19 protein-coding genes are annotated in these 18,887 nt (G+C 35.2%); 11 read left to right on the top strand and 8 right to left on the bottom strand.

Annotated features, from left to right (window positions below; translation table 11 throughout):
- Positions 1 to 25 precede the first annotated feature (25 nt).
- Positions 26 to 1,321: a tyrosine--tRNA ligase gene (gene tyrS / locus AC000W_RS02235; protein ID WP_474745649.1), complete on the bottom strand. Its 1,296-nt coding sequence runs from the start codon at positions 1,319 to 1,321 to the stop codon at positions 26 to 28.
- Between the two features lie 131 nt (positions 1,322 to 1,452).
- Between tyrS and AC000W_RS02230 the strand changes: the two genes are divergently transcribed.
- The gene (locus AC000W_RS02230) at positions 1,453 to 2,460 is read left to right on the top strand and encodes an NAD-dependent epimerase/dehydratase family protein (protein ID WP_474745647.1); all 1,008 of its coding nucleotides are present in this window, start codon (positions 1,453 to 1,455) and stop codon (positions 2,458 to 2,460) included.
- Here the strand turns inward: AC000W_RS02230 and AC000W_RS02225 are convergent.
- From AC000W_RS02225 to AC000W_RS02215, 3 genes are read right to left on the bottom strand one after another with little or no spacing between them, the layout of a single operon-like run.
- Positions 2,457 to 2,879: a DUF4296 domain-containing protein gene (locus AC000W_RS02225; protein WP_474745646.1), complete on the bottom strand. Its 423-nt coding sequence runs from the start codon at positions 2,877 to 2,879 to the stop codon at positions 2,457 to 2,459. The two genes, AC000W_RS02230 and AC000W_RS02225, sit on opposite strands and share 4 nt — an antisense overlap.
- 2 nt (positions 2,880 to 2,881) lie before the next feature.
- Positions 2,882 to 4,216 carry a dihydroorotase gene (locus tag AC000W_RS02220; RefSeq protein WP_474745644.1) on the bottom strand — a complete coding sequence of 445 codons (1,335 nt, stop codon included), beginning with the start codon at positions 4,214 to 4,216 and terminating at the stop codon, positions 2,882 to 2,884.
- 1 nt (position 4,217) lies between these two features.
- Positions 4,218 to 4,949, bottom strand: coding sequence for a polyprenol monophosphomannose synthase (locus tag AC000W_RS02215; RefSeq protein WP_474745643.1), 732 nt, complete (start codon positions 4,947 to 4,949; stop codon positions 4,218 to 4,220).
- Between the two features lie 65 nt (positions 4,950 to 5,014).
- Between AC000W_RS02215 and AC000W_RS02210 the strand changes: the two genes are divergently transcribed.
- The 5 genes from AC000W_RS02210 to AC000W_RS02190 all read left to right on the top strand — a co-directional run bounded on the left by AC000W_RS02210 (position 5,015) and on the right by AC000W_RS02190 (position 10,165).
- Positions 5,015 to 6,751, top strand: a complete 1,737-nt coding sequence (locus AC000W_RS02210; RefSeq protein WP_474745641.1) for an ArnT family glycosyltransferase — start codon at positions 5,015 to 5,017, stop codon at positions 6,749 to 6,751.
- Positions 6,751 to 7,407 (top strand): DUF4271 domain-containing protein, encoded by a 657-nt coding sequence (locus tag AC000W_RS02205; RefSeq protein WP_474745639.1) that lies wholly within the window; start codon positions 6,751 to 6,753, stop codon positions 7,405 to 7,407. The genes AC000W_RS02210 and AC000W_RS02205 overlap by 1 nt, the downstream gene beginning before the upstream one ends.
- Before the next feature lie 6 nt (positions 7,408 to 7,413).
- A complete protein-coding gene (locus AC000W_RS02200; RefSeq protein WP_474745638.1) occupies positions 7,414 to 8,160 on the top strand; it encodes a uroporphyrinogen-III synthase in 747 nt (248 codons plus the stop codon).
- A gap of 112 nt (positions 8,161 to 8,272) precedes the next feature.
- Positions 8,273 to 9,646: a saccharopine dehydrogenase family protein gene (locus AC000W_RS02195; protein ID WP_474745637.1), complete on the top strand. Its 1,374-nt coding sequence runs from the start codon at positions 8,273 to 8,275 to the stop codon at positions 9,644 to 9,646.
- A 48-nt stretch (positions 9,647 to 9,694) separates the two neighbouring features.
- On the top strand, positions 9,695 to 10,165 hold the full coding sequence (locus AC000W_RS02190; protein ID WP_474745636.1) for an Lrp/AsnC ligand binding domain-containing protein: 471 nt from the start codon (positions 9,695 to 9,697) through the stop codon (positions 10,163 to 10,165).
- A 48-nt stretch (positions 10,166 to 10,213) separates the two neighbouring features.
- On the opposite strand, the gene AC000W_RS02185 is transcribed toward AC000W_RS02190, so the two are convergent.
- The 4 genes from AC000W_RS02185 to AC000W_RS02170 all read right to left on the bottom strand — a co-directional run bounded on the left by AC000W_RS02185 (position 10,214) and on the right by AC000W_RS02170 (position 15,688).
- On the bottom strand, positions 10,214 to 10,906 hold the full coding sequence (locus AC000W_RS02185) for a zinc metallopeptidase (protein ID WP_474745635.1): 693 nt from the start codon (positions 10,904 to 10,906) through the stop codon (positions 10,214 to 10,216).
- Between the two features lie 94 nt (positions 10,907 to 11,000).
- Positions 11,001 to 12,101, bottom strand: coding sequence for an alanine dehydrogenase (gene ald / locus AC000W_RS02180; protein ID WP_474745634.1), 1,101 nt, complete (start codon positions 12,099 to 12,101; stop codon positions 11,001 to 11,003).
- Positions 12,102 to 12,233: 132 nt separating this feature from the next.
- Complete coding sequence (locus AC000W_RS02175; RefSeq protein WP_474745633.1) at positions 12,234 to 12,488, bottom strand: SemiSWEET family sugar transporter; 255 nt, start codon at positions 12,486 to 12,488, stop codon at positions 12,234 to 12,236.
- 170 nt (positions 12,489 to 12,658) lie between these two features.
- Complete coding sequence (locus tag AC000W_RS02170) at positions 12,659 to 15,688, bottom strand: leucine--tRNA ligase (RefSeq protein ID WP_474745631.1); 3,030 nt, start codon at positions 15,686 to 15,688, stop codon at positions 12,659 to 12,661.
- A gap of 134 nt (positions 15,689 to 15,822) precedes the next feature.
- Here AC000W_RS02170 and AC000W_RS02165 point away from each other — a divergent pair, with 134 nt between their 5' ends.
- From AC000W_RS02165 to truB, 5 genes are read left to right on the top strand one after another with little or no spacing between them, the layout of a single operon-like run.
- The gene (locus AC000W_RS02165; RefSeq protein ID WP_474745630.1) at positions 15,823 to 16,701 is read left to right on the top strand and encodes a cell division protein FtsX; all 879 of its coding nucleotides are present in this window, start codon (positions 15,823 to 15,825) and stop codon (positions 16,699 to 16,701) included.
- A gap of 9 nt (positions 16,702 to 16,710) precedes the next feature.
- Positions 16,711 to 16,974 carry a DUF3098 domain-containing protein gene (locus tag AC000W_RS02160; RefSeq protein WP_474745629.1) on the top strand — a complete coding sequence of 88 codons (264 nt, stop codon included), beginning with the start codon at positions 16,711 to 16,713 and terminating at the stop codon, positions 16,972 to 16,974.
- A gap of 1 nt (position 16,975) precedes the next feature.
- Complete coding sequence (locus tag AC000W_RS02155) at positions 16,976 to 17,770, top strand: undecaprenyl-diphosphate phosphatase (RefSeq protein ID WP_474745628.1); 795 nt, start codon at positions 16,976 to 16,978, stop codon at positions 17,768 to 17,770.
- Positions 17,771 to 17,803: 33 nt separating this feature from the next.
- Complete coding sequence (locus AC000W_RS02150; RefSeq protein WP_474745627.1) at positions 17,804 to 18,139, top strand: avidin-fold protein; 336 nt, start codon at positions 17,804 to 17,806, stop codon at positions 18,137 to 18,139.
- A 3-nt stretch (positions 18,140 to 18,142) separates the two neighbouring features.
- Positions 18,143 to 18,853: a tRNA pseudouridine(55) synthase TruB gene (truB, locus tag AC000W_RS02145; protein ID WP_474745626.1), complete on the top strand. Its 711-nt coding sequence runs from the start codon at positions 18,143 to 18,145 to the stop codon at positions 18,851 to 18,853.
- Positions 18,854 to 18,887 lie beyond the last annotated feature (34 nt).

Below are 18,887 nucleotides of genomic sequence, written 5' to 3'. Positions count from 1 at the left end.
TATTCCAATTTTTTTTGGAGGGAACTTATTTGGCAACCAATACAAAGTAATTTTTCTTACCTCGCTGCAACAATACAAACTTGTCGTTTATTAAATCTGCTGTTGTTACTGTATAATCCTCTTTTACCTTTTCCTTATTTACAGATATTGAGTTCTGTTTTAATTCTCTCCTTGCCTCCCCATTAGAGCTTAAAAAACCTGTTTTAGCGGCCAACGCCCCAATCATATCCAAACCGTTTTCTATTTCGGATTTTGGTATTTCAGCCTGTGGCACTCCATCAAAAACATCTAAAAAAGTTTTCTCATCCAACTTCTTTAAATCATCTGAAGTAGATTTTCCAAAAAGAATATTACTGGCTTTAATGGCATTGTCCAAATCCTCATAAGAGTGTACCATAAGGGTGATTTCATCTGCCAACCGCTTTTGTAATAGCCTCATATGTGGAGCTTCAGAATGTTCTGTGATTAAATCATCTATTTCCTTTTTGGAAAGAAATGTGAATATTTTAATGTACTTCTCAGCATCAGTATCAGAAGTATTTAACCAATATTGGTAAAATTTATAGGGTGATGTCCTATTAGAATCTAACCATACATTACCCCCCTCAGTCTTTCCAAATTTAGTGCCATCTGCTTTTGTAATTAACGGACAGGTAAGTGCATACCCCTTGCCTCCACCTATTCTACGTATCAATTCGGTTCCAGTGGTAATATTTCCCCATTGGTCGCTTCCTCCCATTTGCAGTGTGCAATTATGGTTTTGATAGAGGTACAAAAAGTCATATCCTTGTACCAATTGATAGGTAAATTCCGTAAATGACATTCCTTCCTTTGCTTCTGAAGACAAGCGCTTTTTAACTGAGTCCTTTGCCATCATATAGTTTACAGTAATATGCTTCCCTACATCACGAATAAATTCCAAAAAAGAAAAATCCTTCATCCAATCATAATTATTCACCAAAACAGCCGCATTATCAGCATCGCTTTTAAAATCCAAAAAACGAGACAATTGTTCTTTCAATGCATTTTGGTTGTGACGCAATGTAGGTTCGTCCAACAAATTTCTTTCAGCCGATTTTCCTGATGGGTCACCAATCATCCCTGTGGCCCCTCCTATTAAAGCATAAGGTTTGTGGCCAGCCAATTGAAAATGGCGCAACATCATAACGCCCACTAAATGGCCAATATGTAGTGAGTCTGCCGTAGGATCAATTCCCACGTAGGCAGATTGCATTCCACTCAATAAGTGCTCTTCAGTCTCTGGCATTACGTCGTGCAACATACCTCTCCATTCTAATTCTGCTACAAAATTTGATGTCATTCTTGTATTCTTCTTGATTTATTCCTGCAAATATAAAAGAAATAGTAGGGGCAACTCTTCTGAAAAAGTGAATAAATCCATCCCCTAACGGCAGTCAGGTTTAAATCTCTTTTATTGAGTAAATTTGAAACATGGTTTTAGTAACAGGTGGTACAGGTTTGGTAGGTTCACATCTTTTATTTCATTTGGTGAACAAAGGGATAAAGGTAAAAGCCATTCACAGAAAACAGAGTGATTTAAACAGAGTAAAAAAGATTTTTTCTTATTATTCTGATAACGCATCTTCTCTTTTTAATAGCATAACATGGGTAGAGACCAATCTAGATAACATTCCAAAATTAGAACTAGCGTTTGCAGATATTACCCATGTATATCATGTGGCTGCCTTAATTTCTTTTGACCCTAAGAATTATAATAAGCTAAGAAAGATAAATGTAAATGGGACAAAGAACATTATAAACCTATGCATTGCCAACAACGTTAAAAAAGTTTGTTATGTAAGTACTATTGGTGCTATTGGTCCAAGCATTAATGGAGAAATAATGACTGAGGAGACTGAATGGAACGATACTAATACCAATGTCTACGCTCTAACTAAATATGATGCTGAAATGGAAGTATGGCGAGGTTCACAAGAAGGGTTGGATGTAGTTATGGTAAATCCAGGAGTAATCTTGGGTCCTGGTTTTTGGACAACAGGTAGTGGAAAGTTTTTTTCAATTGCGGCAAAAGGTCAAAAATACTACCCTCCTGGGGGCACAGGTTTTATTACTGTGAACGACGTTGTAAAAATGATGGTTTCTTTGATGGAATCCCAAATTAAAAGTGAACGTTTCATTGCTGTTAGTGAAAATTACACGTATAAAGAAATCCTTGATTCCATTGCTAAAGAATTGAAAAAAACCGCCCCAAAGAAACAGTTAAAATTCTGGCAATTAAAAATCTTGTGGCGTTTGGATTGGCTAGCATCAAAAATTACAGGGAAAGAAAGAAAACTAACCAGAATCGGTGTTATTTCATTGAGAAAAAGAAGAGTGTTTAGCAATAAAAAAATTCAAGAATATTTTCCTTTTGAATACGAACCTCTGGAGAGGGCTATCAAATTTTCATCTCAAAAGTATTTAGAAGAAATTTTTTAATCTTCTTTTTTTAAGGATGGTTTTGAGATTTTTTTAGTGGTCTTCTTCTTATTGGCTAATGTTACGCTATCACTTTTTTGCATTCGTTCTTCTTGCATTTTGCTTTTTACCGTTTCCAGTCTTGTTTCAACCTTTTTATATATAGATTCATAGGTTGTTGGAATAGAAGCATAATACAAATCGCTTTCTACGAACTGTACACTATCAATTTTATATTTGGCATACAAATATTCCATTATTTCAATATCGTTATCCACTAGTATTGCCCTACTCGTGTTTTTTGCTGCAACAAGTAATGATAAATCATATAAAATATCTGTCATTTTATCTTCAGCGATAAGGTTTTCTGGTTTCTCTATGAGCTTTTCAGCACATGAAACCAATAAAATCAAAGCCAAAACCAAAGCACTTTTCTTCATAATTATCTATCAAAAGTTAATCGTCGTGCATTTTTTTGTTCAGAAAATATTCCATTTTCATAAGCCAAATGTCCGTTTACAAAAGTATGTGTTATTTTGGCATTAAAAGTGGTTCCCTCAAAAGGAGACCATCCACATTTGTAATAAATATTCTCCTTATCTACTTTCCAAGGGTTGTTTCTATTTACCACTACCAAATCAGCAAAATACCCTTCTCTTATAAAACCTCTTTTCTTTATTTGAAATAATTTTGCTGGATTGTGGCACATTTTTTCCACTACCTTTTCAATTGCTATTTTACCATCTTTGCACTTCTCCAACATTGCGGGTAAGGCATGTTGTACCAATGGACCACCAGATGGGGCTTTGGTATAGACATTCTTCTTTTCCTCCATTGTGTGCGGTGCATGATCGGTTGCCACAACATCAATTCTATCATCTAAAAGAGCATCCCATAGTTGTTGCCGGTCAGTATGAGTTTTAACGGCAGGATTCCATTTTATAAGTGTGCCTTTATCTTCATAATCTGTATCCGAAAACCAAAGATGGTGTAAACAAACCTCAGCAGTAATTTTCTTTTCCTCCAATGGAATGTCATTTCTAAAAAGAGCCGTTTCAATTCCTGTGGAAACATGAAAAACATGTAATCTAGCCTCTGTTTTTTTTGCCAAGGCAATAGCTTTGGATGAAGACAAATAACATGCCTCAGCACTTCTTATAATTGGATGGTACTTTATAGGAATATCATCTCCATACAATTCCTTATATTTTGCTAGATTTTCTCTAATTGTGGTTTCATCTTCACAATGAGCAGAAATGACCATTTCAGTATTCCTAAAAATCTTTTCAATCACTTCTTCATTATCTACTAACATATTTCCTGTAGAAGAACCCAAGAACAATTTTACGCCAGAACAGGCATTCCTATCCAATTTTTTAAGTTCTTCCAAGTTGTCGTTGGTGCCTCCAAATAAAAAAGAGTAGTTAGCATACGAAGTCTTGTAAGCCATACTGAATTTCTCTTCCAATTTTTCAATGGTAGTTGTTTGTGGGTTGGTGTTGGGCTGTTCCATAAAGGTCGTGATGCCCCCAGCAATGGCAGACCTACTTTCAGTTTCTATATTTCCTTTGTGAGTAAGGCCAGGCTCTCTAAAATGCACCTGATCGTCAATGACTCCAGGTAAAACATAGCTTTCGTTAACATCAATTACTCTAGCAGTTTGGGCGCTAATATTTTTTTCAACCTTAAGAATAATATCATCCTGAATTAGAATATCGGTTTTAACCTGAACTCCTTCATTTACTACTATGGCATTTTTAATCAATATTTTACTCATTCTAATAATAGCTTTTTCTTTGAAAAATACTGGCTAATTTCATTGAGATAACACCAAAAATAGCTTCTCTTACAATAGATGAGCTCATTTTAGACTTTCCCAGAATTCTATCCGTGAATATGATTGACACCTCTTCTATTTTATACTTTTTAAGATATGCCTTGTATTTCATTTCTATCTGAAATGCATATCCTATAAATTTCACACTATCCAAGTTAATTGCCTCTAAAACTTTTCGTTTATAACAAACAAATCCCGCAGTGGGATCATGTACCTTCATACCTGTGATTATTTTCACATAAAAAGAAGCCCCATAGGAAAGTAAGACTCTATACAAGGGCCAATTTACCACATTAACTCCTTTTTTATACCTAGAACCTACAGCTACATCTGCACCATTGACACAAGCTCTGTACAAACGCAATAAATCATCTGGCCTATGGGAAAAATCGGCATCCATTTCAAAAATGAAATCATATTTTCTTTCAATGGCCCACTTAAAACCATGGATATAAGCAGTACCTAAACCCGCTTTGTTTTTTCGAACTTCCAAAAATAAACTGTCTGAAAACTCCTTTTGTAACCCTCTAACCGTATCAGCTGTGCCGTCTGGAGAATTATCGTCTACAATTAATACATGAAAATCCTTTTTAAGATCCAAAACAGCTTTTATGATGGCCTCAATATTTTCAATTTCGTTGTATGTAGGTATAATGACTAGGCTATCTACCATTGAATCTTAACTATTTGAGCAAAAATAACACTTTAAAACCTGTAAAGAAATCCTTGTTAAACTTTATGATTTTTTTAAATATTCCTATACGAGTGATTATTTGTAATTTTGGAATCAATTTAGAATCTGGAATGATAAAAAAACTTCCCAAACTCTTTCTCTTATTTTTAGGCTCAATTTTTTTGCTGAACCTTCTCCAAGCACATTTAACAGAACTTATTTTTGATGAAGCCTATTATTGGTACTATGCACAAAATATGGCTTGGGGTTATTTTGACCACCCGCCTATGGTGGCTTTATTGGTAAAAATAAGTAGCTTTCTTTTTGGTGAGGAACTGGGTGTGCGTTTTATGGGTTGCCTTTTATCCGCAGGAATTTATATTATTTTATGGTTTTTAATAGACCATCCTAAAAAGAAAGATTATATAACTCATTTCTTTGTTTTGGTTTTTTCTATGGGGCTCATGCATGTCTATGGATTTTTAACGCTACCAGATACTCCGCTTTTGTTTTTTACTGCTCTATTTCTATTGGTGTATAAAAAATTCATACAAAAGCCTACCATTCTTTTAGCCATTTTATTGGGTGTTGTTATGGCTGCTTTAATGTACAGTAAATATCATGCTGTTTTAGTTATCCTGTTTGTGCTGCTATCCAACCTTAAATTAGTTTTGAACAAATATGCATGGTTAGCAGTGGTGGTGGCACTATTATGTTATACACCACATTTTATGTGGTTATTTCAAAACGATTTTGTTTCCATTAAATACCATCTTTTTGAACGCCCCAACCAAGCCTATAGTTTCACCAAGTTCACCTTGGGTTATTTTGTAAACCTTATTGCAATATTTGGACTTACTTTTCCATGGATTTATTGGGCATTGGTCAAAACAAAAATGACGGATAAGTTTACCAAGGCATTGCTTTTCTTAACGTATGGTGTTCTAATTTTCTTCTTTATTTCTAGTTTTAACAGACGCGTACAAACCCAATGGATTATCATAATTTCTATTCCATTGGCAATAATTGCTTTCAATTTCTTGATGCATAACCAAACCGCTAAAAAATGGCTTTTCAGAATAGGATTGGCCAATATTGTGATATTGTTGTTTTTGAGAATAGGTTTGGCGTATGAACCCCTATTCCCCACAATTTATGAAACTCATGGCAATAAAAAATGGGTAAGTAGTTTGTACTCTCAAATTGGAAATACTCCTGTTGTTTTTGAAAATTCTTATAGACTTGCGCCCATGTATTCCTTTTATTCGGGAAGCACTACTTTTTCTCTAAACAATATGTTTTATAGAAAAAATCAATATTCCATTGATAGCTCAGAAAATAAAATTCAACACAAAAAAGTGGTGTATGTTTCCAAATACATGACAAAAGGGGATGTTTCTTTTCCCAACAACAAAGGAACCATCTATTTTGGAAAGTATATTGAGAGTTTTGAATCCTTTAGAAAATTAAAATCTACTATTGGTGATGGAAAAAAAATTGATTTAGATGAAAATAAAGTCCATCAATTAAAAGTATACAATCCCTATGAGGAAGATATTCCTATTGAAAAATTAAAGTTTACAGGGGTATTTCTTAATAAATATAAACAAGTATTGGAATCAGAACCCATTATTACTAAACCATTAATTCCTAACACAAAAAATCTGAAATTTAAGGACACCACCATATTTACTTTTAAATTGCCTAAATACAGAACAGAAAAATTGGATTATTTTAAAGTAGGTATATCAGAGAACGGATTACTCTATGGCCTTAATGGTGAAAATGTAAAATTAAACTAATGGAACCTATCCCAAGAATTTATGATTCCATAGATTGGATTACCGCAATCCTTTTTTCTACGTTAGTTTTTATTGTTATTGTAAAAGGTCTATTCTATAACAAATTCATGGACTTTATAATTTTGCCTTTCAACAACAAGTATATTTTTATGTATAATAAAAAGGATAAGATTTTGAATTGGTTCCAAATATTTATAACCATCTTTCAAGTCTTTAATTTTGCCCTTTTTATATATCTGTTATATAACATCTTCTTCGAAACAGAATATAGCTCGTCTCCAACATTTTATTTTATAATATTGGGATTATTGGTTTTATTTATTGTTGCAAAAATATTGTTGCAGTATGGCAACGGCTATGTTTTTAATTCCAATAAGGTGATATCTCAATTTGTTTTTAAAAAACTATCTTATTTAAACTATAGTTCAATTTTGATGTTCTTTTCAAATGTACTTTTGTGCTATGTTTTTAAAGATTCAAGAACTGTAGTTTATCTAAGTATTTTCTTAATTCTTTTAATTAATGTAATAGGTTGGGTAACAGCCATAAGAAATCATCAAAAATTCTTAAAGGCTAATTTTTTCTATTTTATTTTGTACCTTTGCGCACTCGAAATTGCACCCCTAGTGATAATTGGAAGCTACCTAAAAGATTAACTGATTATGAAAGTAAAGACGATTTTGGTGTCTCAACCCGAACCAAAAATGGAGAACTCCCCATATTCACGACTTATTGAAAAAGAGAAAGTCAAAGTTGATTTTGTTCCTTTTATTCATGTAGAAGGTGTAGATGCCAAAGAAGTTAGGCAACAAAAGATAGATCCAAAGAACTATACTGCTATAATTCTTACCAGCAGAAATTCTGTTGATCACTTTTTTAGAATTTCTGAAGAAATGCGTTTTAAGGTGCCAGATAGCATGAAGTATTTTTGCCAATCTGAGGCTGTTGCCTACTACCTTCAAAAATACGTAGTGTACAGAAAGCGCAAAATTTATGTAGGCAAAAGAAATTTTAACGAATTAATTCCTCTATTTAAAAAATATAAAGAAGAAAAGTTCCTTTTACCATCATCTGATGTACTTAAGCCAATTGTTCCTGAAACTTTAAACGAATTAGGAATAGATTGGACAAGAGGTGTATTTTATAAAACAGTAATTAGTGATTTATCACAATTGCGGGATGTATACTATGATGTCCTAGTATTCTTTAGCCCATCTGGAATAGAGTCTTTGCTTAAAAATTTCCCAGACTTTGAGCAAAATGAGACTAGAATAGCGGTGTTTGGTAATTCAACCGTAAAAGCAGCTACTGATGCTGGCCTTAGAATAGACATACAAGCTCCAACACCAGAGACACCATCTATGACTATGGCTTTACAGAAATATATCACCGTAGCCAATAAAAAATAAGCCTTCTAATTCTGTACAAAATGTGTTGTTCACAACTTTTCGTGAGCATATTTTTATATTTGTAACAATTTGATACCTTAGTGTTTCGTTTTAAACATAAAGGATTCAATATATGTTGCGGAATATTCTTCTTATTGGGGCTGGCAAATCCACTTCTTATCTAATTGATTATTTTTTGGATAAATCCAAAAAAGAAAATCTTCATTTAACCATTGGAGATTTAAATCCAAGTGGTATTCCAAATAAAATAAAGTCGCACCCCAATTGCGATATCTTGGAATTAGATATTTTCAATGAAGAACAACGAAGAACGGCAATTCAACAAGCAGATATAGTTGTTTCTATGCTTCCTCCCAGGCTTCATATCAAAGTGGCCAAAGACTGTATTCAACATAACAAACATTTGGTCACTGCATCTTATGTAAGTGACGAGCTAAAAGAGCTTCATATATCGGCCAAAGAAAAGGGACTTGTATTTATGAATGAAATTGGAGTTGATCCTGGTATTGACCATATGAGTGCCATGGAAATTCTGGATGAGATTCGTGAAAAAGGAGGAGAAATTATTCTTTTTGAATCCTTTACAGGTGGCTTAGTTGCTCCTGAGGATGACAATAATCTATGGAACTATAAATTTACATGGAACCCAAGAAATGTGGTAGTAGCCGGTCAAGGTGGCGCTGCCAAATTTATACAAGAAGGCACCTACAAATACATTCCATACCACAAACTTTTTAGAAGAACAGAATTTATGAACATTGAGGGTTATGGGAAGTTTGAAGCCTATGCCAATAGAGACTCTTTAAAATATAGGAACGCCTACGGACTAGATGATGCGCTTACATTGTACCGAGGCACCATGAGAAGGGTTGGGTTTTCAAAGGCATGGAACATGTTTGTACAATTGGGTATGACCGATGATAGTTATACAATTGAAGATTCGGAGGAGATGAGTTACAGAGAATTCGTAAACCTATTTCTTCCATATTCTCCAACTGATACTGTTGAACTAAAAATGCGTCATTACCTTAAAATTGATCAGGATGATATTATGTGGGAAAAATTAATGGAACTCAACTTGTTTGATTCCAATAAAAGAATCCCCCTAAAAAATGCAACCCCTGCAGAAATTCTACAATATATTCTAGAAGATAGTTGGACATTGAAAGAAAATGAAAAGGATATGATTGTGATGTACCATAAATTTGGTTACGAGCTTAATGGAAAAAAACAACAGATTGATGCCAATATGGTCGTTATTGGGAAAGATAGAACTTATACTGCTATGTCCAAAACAGTAGGGCTTCCAGTAGCTATTGCTGCTTTATTAATATTGAACAAAAAAATTATCACTCCAGGAGTGCAAATTCCTATTTCCAAAGAAGTTTATCAACCTATTTTGGCCGAGTTAAAAGAATATGGTATTTCTTTCAAAACCAATAAAGTGCCATATTTAGGATACAATCCAGATTCTGTAGCTGGTTAACATTTGTAACATATTTGGTATATTTATCTTTAAATTGAAATTTTAAAGATGAAATCGACTAACGAAAAGGTTAAAATTGATGGGATTGACAAAAAAATCCTAAGATTTTTAATGAAAGATGCCCGTAAACCTATTTTAGAGATAGCCAGAAATATTGGCATATCTGGTGCTGCCATTCATCAACGATTACGAAAATTGGAAAGCTCGGGTTTAATCTCAGGCTCAAAATTTGTTATCAACCCAAAAATTTTAGGATATACTACCATGGCTTATATCGGGATTTTTTTGGACAAGGCTATGAGCAATCCAATTGCAGTAAAAGAACTGGAGAAAATTCCAGAGGTTTTGGAATGTCATTACACTACAGGGAATTGGTCTATCTTAATAAAAGTATTGTGTAGAGACAATGAACATTTAATGCATGTTTTAAATCACAACATTCAGCAAATTGAAGGTGTTTCTAGAACAGAAACCTTTATTTCCTTAAACCAACAGATAGATAGACAAATAAGTATATAAAAAAAGGACGCTTTTCAGCGTCCTTATATTTTCTTCTATTCAGAAAAATTAATCTCTTCCAAATACTTGAAATGCCCAGTAAACCAAAGAAGCTAATGCTCCTAAAGCAGCAACCAAGTAGGTTCTAGCTGCCCACTTAAGAGCATCTTCAGAACCTTTGTATTCCTCTGGAGTTACTACATTTTTGTTCTTTAACCATGCCAATGCCCTGTTACTGGCATCATATTCCACAGGTAGTGTAATAAAACTAAATAAGGTGGCCATTCCCATCAGCACTAAACCTGCAATGGCAATGTAAAATCCAAAACCTACTCCTGCCGCAGCACCTAAGGCCAAACCTCCAAAAACAATCCAAGTGGACATTCCAGAAGTAACACTCACCACAGGAACCAATTTGGAGCGCATGGTCAACCATTCATACGCTTGCGCATGTTGTACTGCGTGTCCACATTCATGTGCTGCAACCGCGGCAGCGGCAGCATTTCGTTGATTGTAAACTCCCTCACTTAAGTTAACTGTTTTATTTTTTGGATTATAATGGTCCGTCAACATACCAGCTGTGGAAACCACTTTTACATCTCGTATTCCATGGTCCGAAAGCATTTTTTCTGCAATCTCTGCTCCACTCATGCCATTTTGTAAATGCACTTTGGAATATTTTTTAAACTTGCTTTTTAATCGGCTACTTACTAACCAGCTTATCAATGCTACTGCACCAATCAATATATAATATGTCATCATAATTTTAGTGTTTAAATTCTAACTATAAATATACTCATAAAAGCAAAAACCCCGCCAAATTTGACGAGGTTCAAAATACTGACAAAATGTACTTTTATACTTCAGCACTTTCCCACTGGAAAGTCTCAATTATCTCTTTGTAAACCACTTTACCTTCAACAATATTCAATCCTTTTTCCAATGATGCATCTTTTTTACAAGCTTCTTCCCATCCTAAATTAGCCAATTTCACTACATAGGGCAAGGTTACATTGGTCAACGCTACCGTAGAAGTATAAGGAACGGCACCAGGCATGTTGGCTACGCAATAATGCACCACATCATCAATAATATAGATTGGTTTCTCATGAGTGGTTGGCCTAGAGGTTTCCACACAACCTCCTTGATCCACAGCAACATCCACAATTACGGTTCCAGGGCGCATTTCTCTCAACATGTCCTTGGTAATTAAATTTGGGGCTTTTGCTCCTTTCAATAAAACACCTCCAATTACTAAATCGTGGTTTTTTATATGCTTTCTAATATTGAATTCATTGGAAAATTCAGTTACTACATGACTAGGCATTACATCGTTTACATAACGCAGACGTTTCATATTTACATCCATAATAGTTACGTGAGCACCCAAACCTGCCGCCATTTTTGCAGCTTGTATTCCTACAACGCCAGCTCCCAATACCAAAACTCGTCCTGGGGGTACTCCTGGAACACCTCCAAGTAAAACACCTCTGCCCTTTACTGGCTTTTCCAAATATTTTGCCCCTTGTTGTATGGCCATTCTACCCGCAACTTCGGACATGGGAGTCAATAATGGTAAGGTGCCTTCTTCATCCTCCACAGTTTCGTAGGCAATACAGATGGCCTTGCTATCTACCATTGCCAGGGTTAGTCTTTCGCTTGAAGCAAAATGAAAATAGGTGAAAACAATCTGTCCTTTCTTAATTAGCTCATACTCTTCTTTAATGGGCTCTTTCACCTTTACAATCATGTCGCTAATAGCATAAATCTGTCCTATAGTATCCAAAATAATAGCTCCCGCCTGTTGATAATCTTCATTAAAAAAACCACTACCATCACCAGCGCCAGATTGCACATATACAGCATGGTTGTTTTTAACCAATTCAAAAACACCAGCGGGTGTCATCCCTACTCTGCTTTCATTATTTTTAATTTCTTTTGGAACACCAATAATCATTTTTCTATAGTTTAACATTGCAAGACAAAATTGTTACAATAAATTAAAAGAAAGAAATAAAATCGATGAAAATTAGGGGGTGTACTGTTGAAATTACATTATTTTGAATATATACCCCTATAAATTCAGGGGTTATTTATGTTTTAATTTTAAAATAATAACTGCAAGAGCCAAAATCCCCGTTATTCCGTTTGCAAGCATTATTGATAGACTTTCATGATATAGGCCATAAATAAACCATAAAATGAGTCCTAGAAGAAAAATAAGGTACATAGCTAAGGATATGTCTTTTGTGGATTTATGCTTCCATGCCTTGTATACCTGAGGCACAAAAGCGGATGTGGTCATAGCTGCCGCAATTAATCCTAAAATTTCAATGTTCTCCATTTACCCTTTTAAGTTTTTTGTCATTGCGAACCTCCTGTTGATGAGGTGTGGCAATCTATTTATACATGCAATGGTTTTGATAAAAAAGATTACTTCGTCACTACGTTTCTCGTAATGACATCTTCAACAGGTACTAAAACAAGTTCGGCACTATTATAGGTTAGCTCTAACTAACCTACAATATTCACAATTTTTCCGGGAACAACAATCACTTTTTTAGGTGTTCTTCCCTGTAATTGCGCCTGTGTTTTCTCGTGTGCCATTACTGCAGCTTCAATATCTTCTTTGGACAAATCTAAAGGCAATTCCAATGTAAAGCGCATTTTACCATTGAAAGAGATGGGGTATTCCTTACTACTTTCCACTAAGTATGAGGCCTCAAATTTTGGAAAAGGAGCTTCGGAAATAGATTCATTGTGACCCAATTTTTCCCATAATTCCTCCGCAATATGTGGTGCATATGGTGAAACTAAAATAGCCAATGGCTCCAAAATTTCTCTGCTATTACACTTTTGAGCTGAAAGCTCATTAACACAAATCATAAAAGTGGACACCGACGTATTAAAACTAAAGTTCTCTATATCCTCCTCTACTTTTTTAATGGTTTTGTGCAAGGTTTTTAGGTTGTCTTTTGCGGGTTCTGCATCTGTGAATTTTGCCCCATTGTCATCAAAATACAAACGCCATAATTTTTTTAGAAAAGAGTGAACTCCAGTAATCCCTGCCGTATTCCATGGTTTAGACTGCTCCAAAGGCCCTAAAAACATCTCATACAAACGTAAACTGTCTGCTCCGTACTCCTCACAAATAGCATCTGGATTTACCACATTATATTTGGATTTGGACATTTTTTCTACTTCTCTTCCGACTTTGTAAACATCATTATCCCCGTTAATCACTTCTCCTTTTTCACCAATAAAAATAGCATCTTCAAATTCTGGGCGCCATTTTCTATATTGATTAATGTTTAATTCATCCGAAGAATTAACTAAAGTAACATCAACATGCCGATCCATAAACCCAAAACCAATTTTCCCTTCATTCACTAAATCTCTAATCTTAGATTTATCAGAATCTGAATATTTGAAGAACATTTTGTCAAATGCTTTTGCGAAAAATTCTTCATCTAATATTATTTTTTCTCGATAGTTTACAAATATTTTATGCGATACTAATATTGTGTTGTACTTATATTCAGAACCTGAATCGAAATTGGGCATAAATTCATATGTGAACGCACTCGTTCCCGTAATCATCCCCTGATTAATCAGCTTTTTAGCAAATTCATCTTTAGGCACAAGACCTTTGTCGAACATAAACTTCTGCCAAAAACGGGAATACAATAAATGCCCTGTAGCATGCTCGCTACCACCAATGTATAAATCTACATCTTGCCAATAGTTCATGGCTTCTTGGGAGAATATTTCATCCTCATTATTAGGGTCCATGTATCTATTAAAATACTGAGAACTACCTGCCCAACCTGGCATGGTGTTTAATTCTAATGGATAAACACCATTCTCGCTTGACGACCCTTCGACTCCGCTCAGTGAGACAAGCTCATTGGAAACTACTTTGTTATTTTTAGTGTCCCAAGCCCAAGTAGTTGCATTCCCCAATGGTGGTTCACCAGTTTCGGTAGGTAAATATTTTTCCACCTCTGGTAATTCTATAGGTAAATATTTTGGGTCTATCATTTGTGGCATTCCGTCCACATAATACACTGGAAAAGGTTCTCCCCAATAACGTTGGCGACTAAAAACAGCATCGCGCAAACGATAGTTTACTTTTCCTTGCCCTTGCCCTAATTTTTCCAACTCGTAAATAGCAAGTTTTACGGCTTTCTTATACGATAAGCCATTCAAGAAATCAGAATTGGCAATAATAGTTGTTGCCTTATCAGAAAAAGCCTCTTCAGAAATATCAATCCCTTCAAAAATATTGGGAATATCAATCTTAAAATGTTTGGCAAAATCATAATCGCGTTGATCTCCGCAGGGAACAGACATTACCGCACCCGTTCCGTAGCCTGCCAATACATAATCACCAATCCAAATAGGAATAGGTTTTTTGGTAAACGGATGCTCTGCATATGCTCCTGTAAAAGCACCAGAAATGGTTTTTACATCTGCCATACGGTCTCGCTCAGAACGTTTTGCTGTGGCTTCTATATAAGCTTCAACCTCAGCTTTTTGTTCTGGGGTTGTTATTTCACTTACCAAATCATGTTCTGGAGCTAGTGTCATAAATGAAACTCCGAAAATGGTGTCTGGCCGGGTAGTAAAAACATCTATTTTATGAGATTGCTTCGTTTCACTCGCAATGACATTAAAACTAACTGAAGCTCCTTCACTTCTCCCAATCCAATTAATTTGTGAATCCTTTAATGGCTGTGGCCAATCTATACCTTCTAGTCCATCTATAAGTCGCTGTGCATAGGCCGAAATACGCATGCTCCACTGTGTCATTTTTTTACGTACCACAGGGTGCCCACCACGTTCTGAAACTCCGTTTACAATTTCGTCATTTGCTAAAACCGTACCTAGTGCAGGGCACCAGTTTACTTCCGTTTCAGCCAAATAGGTCATTCTATATTTTAGTAGAATTTGTTGTTGCTCTTTACTTGAATACCCTTTCCAATCATCCGATGAAAAAATTTCAATTTCATCATCACAAACAGCATTTACACTACTATTTCCAGATTTTTCAAAAACAGCAATTAGAGTTTCTATATCCTCAGCCTTATCTGTATCTATGTTATACCAAGAATTGAATAGTTGAATAAAAATCCACTGTGTCCATTTGTAGTATTTTGGGTCGGAAGTACGCACTTCTCTACTCCAATCAAAAGAGAAACCCAACTGATCTAATTGTCTTCTATAAGTCTTTATGTTTTGCTCCGTGGTTATTGCAGGGTGTTGCCCTGTTTGTATGGCATACTGTTCCGCTGGCAATCCAAAACTATCATAACCCTGTGGGTGCAATACATTAAACCCTTTGTGTCTTTTATAACGGGCATAAATATCGCTGGCAATATACCCTAACGGATGCCCAACATGCAACCCTGCTCCTGATGGATAAGGAAACATATCCAAAGCATAGAATTTTGGCTTACTAGAGTTGTTTTCTGCCTTAAAAGTCTGGTTGTCTGCCCAATATTTTTGCCACTTGGCTTCAATTTCTTGGAAATTGTAGTTCATTGTCTGTATTTCTTCTAGTCCGCAAAAATAAGTTTAATCCCCGAAAGGTGAAAGTTTATCAAACTACAATGAAGAGGATTACAAACACCTATTATTAAAATTACTTTTCTATTTTTACGTATTCTAAATCCACTATGAGCAAATCCTTTGAACGGTACCAAAAGCGAAAACTGATCTCCTCCTACTTTTCAGTAGTTTTGAGTATTGCTTTGGTGCTTTTTTTATTGGGGGTTCTTGGTCTTTTAGTCCTCAACACAAAAAAAATGGGAGACCATTTTAAGGAGCAGATAACCGTATCTGTCTTTCTAAAGGATTCTGCCAAAGAAGTAGAAGTGGACCAATTACAAAAAAGTTTGGCCATGGCAGAATATACCAAGACTGCCACCTACGTGTCCAAAGAAGATGCAGCTGAAAAACATAGTGAGGAAATTGGAGAGAATTTTTTAGATTTTTTGGGTTACAATCCCTTAAAGAATTCTATTGATGTGAATTTGAATGCTGATTTTGTCTCTCCAGAACAAATTGAAGAAATAGCAGCAGACCTTTCCTCTAAAGCGTATGTAGATGAAGTAAGTTATGACAAGCCACTCATAGCTTTGTTGACAGACAATGTTAAAAGAATTGGCTTTTGGATTTTGGTGGCAAGTGCTATATTTACTTTTATAGCTGTATTATTAATTAATAGTTCTATTCGGCTATCCATATATTCCAAACGGTTCATTATAAAAACTATGCAAATGGTGGGAGCCACAAAAAAGTTTATCCGTCGCCCTTTTATCTGGACAAACATTAAGCTAGGAATGTTGGGTGCGTTTTTGGCTTTAATAGGCTTGGCCATTGTGTTATTTTATATTGATAAAAATTTTCCTGAACTTAATCTGTTCCAAGACCCAATAACTTTAACGATTCTTTTTGTTGGAGTTTTTGTTTTAGGGCTTATGATTTCTTTAATTAGCACCTATTTTGCAACACAACGTTTCCTTAATCTAAGGACTGATGATCTTTATTACTAAATTTGTAGCATGAGTAAAAAGCAAAAAAAAGTCCAAGAAAGTAAGCCTGAGTTTATTTTTCAGAAAAAAAACTACACGTTTATGTTTATTGGAGTGGCCTTCATTGCACTTGGATTTATCTTAATGAGTGGCGGCGGCAGTGATGACCCCAACGTATTTAATCCTGATATTTTTAGCTTTAGAAGAATTAGATTAGCACCTACACTAGTATTAATAGGGCTAGGAATAGAAGTATATGCCATTTTGTTGAATCCTCATAAGAAGAAAAAATAATTTGGATATCATAGACGCCATTATCCTTGGAATTATACAAGGACTCACTGAATTTTTACCTGTATCATCTAGCGGACATTTAGAATTGGGAAAAGCTATTTTAGGGGACAGTTCTGTCCCAGAAGAAAGCCTTCTATTTACCGTAGTATTACATTTTGCAACAGCTTTAAGTACTTTAGTTGTTTTCCGAAAAGATGTTTGGGAAATTATCCGTGGCCTTTTCCAGTTTAAATGGAATGAGGAAATGCAATTTTCGTTGAAAATTATTATTTCCATGATTCCAGCCGTACTCATAGGTTTGTTTTTTGAAGAGCAATTAGAGGCTTTTTTTGGCGGAAAGATCAGGTTTGTAGGTCTTATGCTTCTTGTAACTGCCGTCCTTCTTTATTTTGCCGACAAAGCCAAGGACACCAACAAAAAAGTGAGTTTTAAAAATGCATTTCTTATTGGTATCTCTCAGGCCATTGCAATGCTACCAGGAATTTCTAGAAGTGGGGCAACAATTTCCACATCAGTTTTGTTGGGAGTGGACAAAACAAAAGCTGCACGTTTTTCTTTTTTAATGGTAGTGCCCCTTATTTTTGGAAAAATCGCAAAAGATATTTTTAGTGGAGACCTCTCCATGGAAAATGGGCAAACAGTTGCTATGGGAGCTGGCTTTATTGCAGCCTTTGTTGCCGGCTTGGCTGCTTGTACGTGGATGATTCATTTAGTAAAGAAAAGTAAGCTATCTTATTTTGCAATCTACTGCCTTATTGTTGGGCTAATTGCCATAGGATATAGTTATTTTGGGTAATTTTCTACCTTAGTTCTATCATAATATGCCATTATGAACTACCATAATAAAAAATTTAAAGCACTAAGTACTTCGGAAAATGCTGAAGTATCCTCAGAAACCATTTTTCATTATATACAGAAAGGAACTATTTTAACTGCTGACTATAGTGGTGGACAAATAGTTAGAGGGCACTTATTGGGAATGGTCAATGCAGATGGGGTTATCAATTTAAGATACCATCAAATAAATGCCAAGGGAGAATTAATGACCGGTACTTGTATTTCTACTCCAGAAATTAGGCTAGATGGAAAAATAATACTTCATGAAAAATGGCAATGGACATCTGGGGATAAATCCAAAGGAGAATCAATTTTAATTGAATTATAGGTATTGAAAACAAAGGAAGACTTTTTAAACGGACAAGTTTTACTCATAGACAAACCCTTAGGGTGGTCTTCTTTCCAAGCCGTGAACAAACTTAAATGGGTCATTAGAAAGAAATTCGACCTTAAAAAATTTAAAATTGGCCACGCTGGCACGTTGGACCCATTGGCAACTGGCCTTTTATTAATCTGCACAGGTAAATTCACCAAGACCATTCCAACATTACAAGGGCAGGCAAAGGAATATACAGGGACAATTACTCTGGGTGGTACTACTCCTTCCTATGATTTGGAAACTGAGATTAATCAAGAATTTCCCGTTGACCATATTACCAAAGAGCTTATATTAAAAGCAACCAAACAATTCATTGGTAAGATAGAACAAGTTCCGCCTATTTTTTCGGCCCTTAAAAAGGATGGGAAACGCTTGTACGAATATGCCAGAGAAGGAGAAGCGGTAGAAATAAAATCTCGCATTATTGAAATTTCTGAGTTTGAAATTGTCAAGATAGAACTTCCAAAAATAGATTTTAGAGTGGTTTGTAGCAAAGGAACTTATATACGTTCATTGGCACATGATTTTGGAAAAGCACTAGAGTCTGGAGGGCATTTATCAAGCCTAAGAAGAACCAAAATAGGAGATTATAACGTAAATAATGGGCTAACACCTGAAGATTTTGAGAGAATCTTGTTGTCGGGAGAGCCCCAAAAGCCATAATTTTCTCTCTTCTTTTGGGGCTTTTTTGAAATAT

It is taken from the genome of Saonia sp., assembly GCF_056326165.1.
Note: the sequence above shows the minus strand (reverse complement) of the source record. Positions and strands in the feature narration are given on the sequence as shown.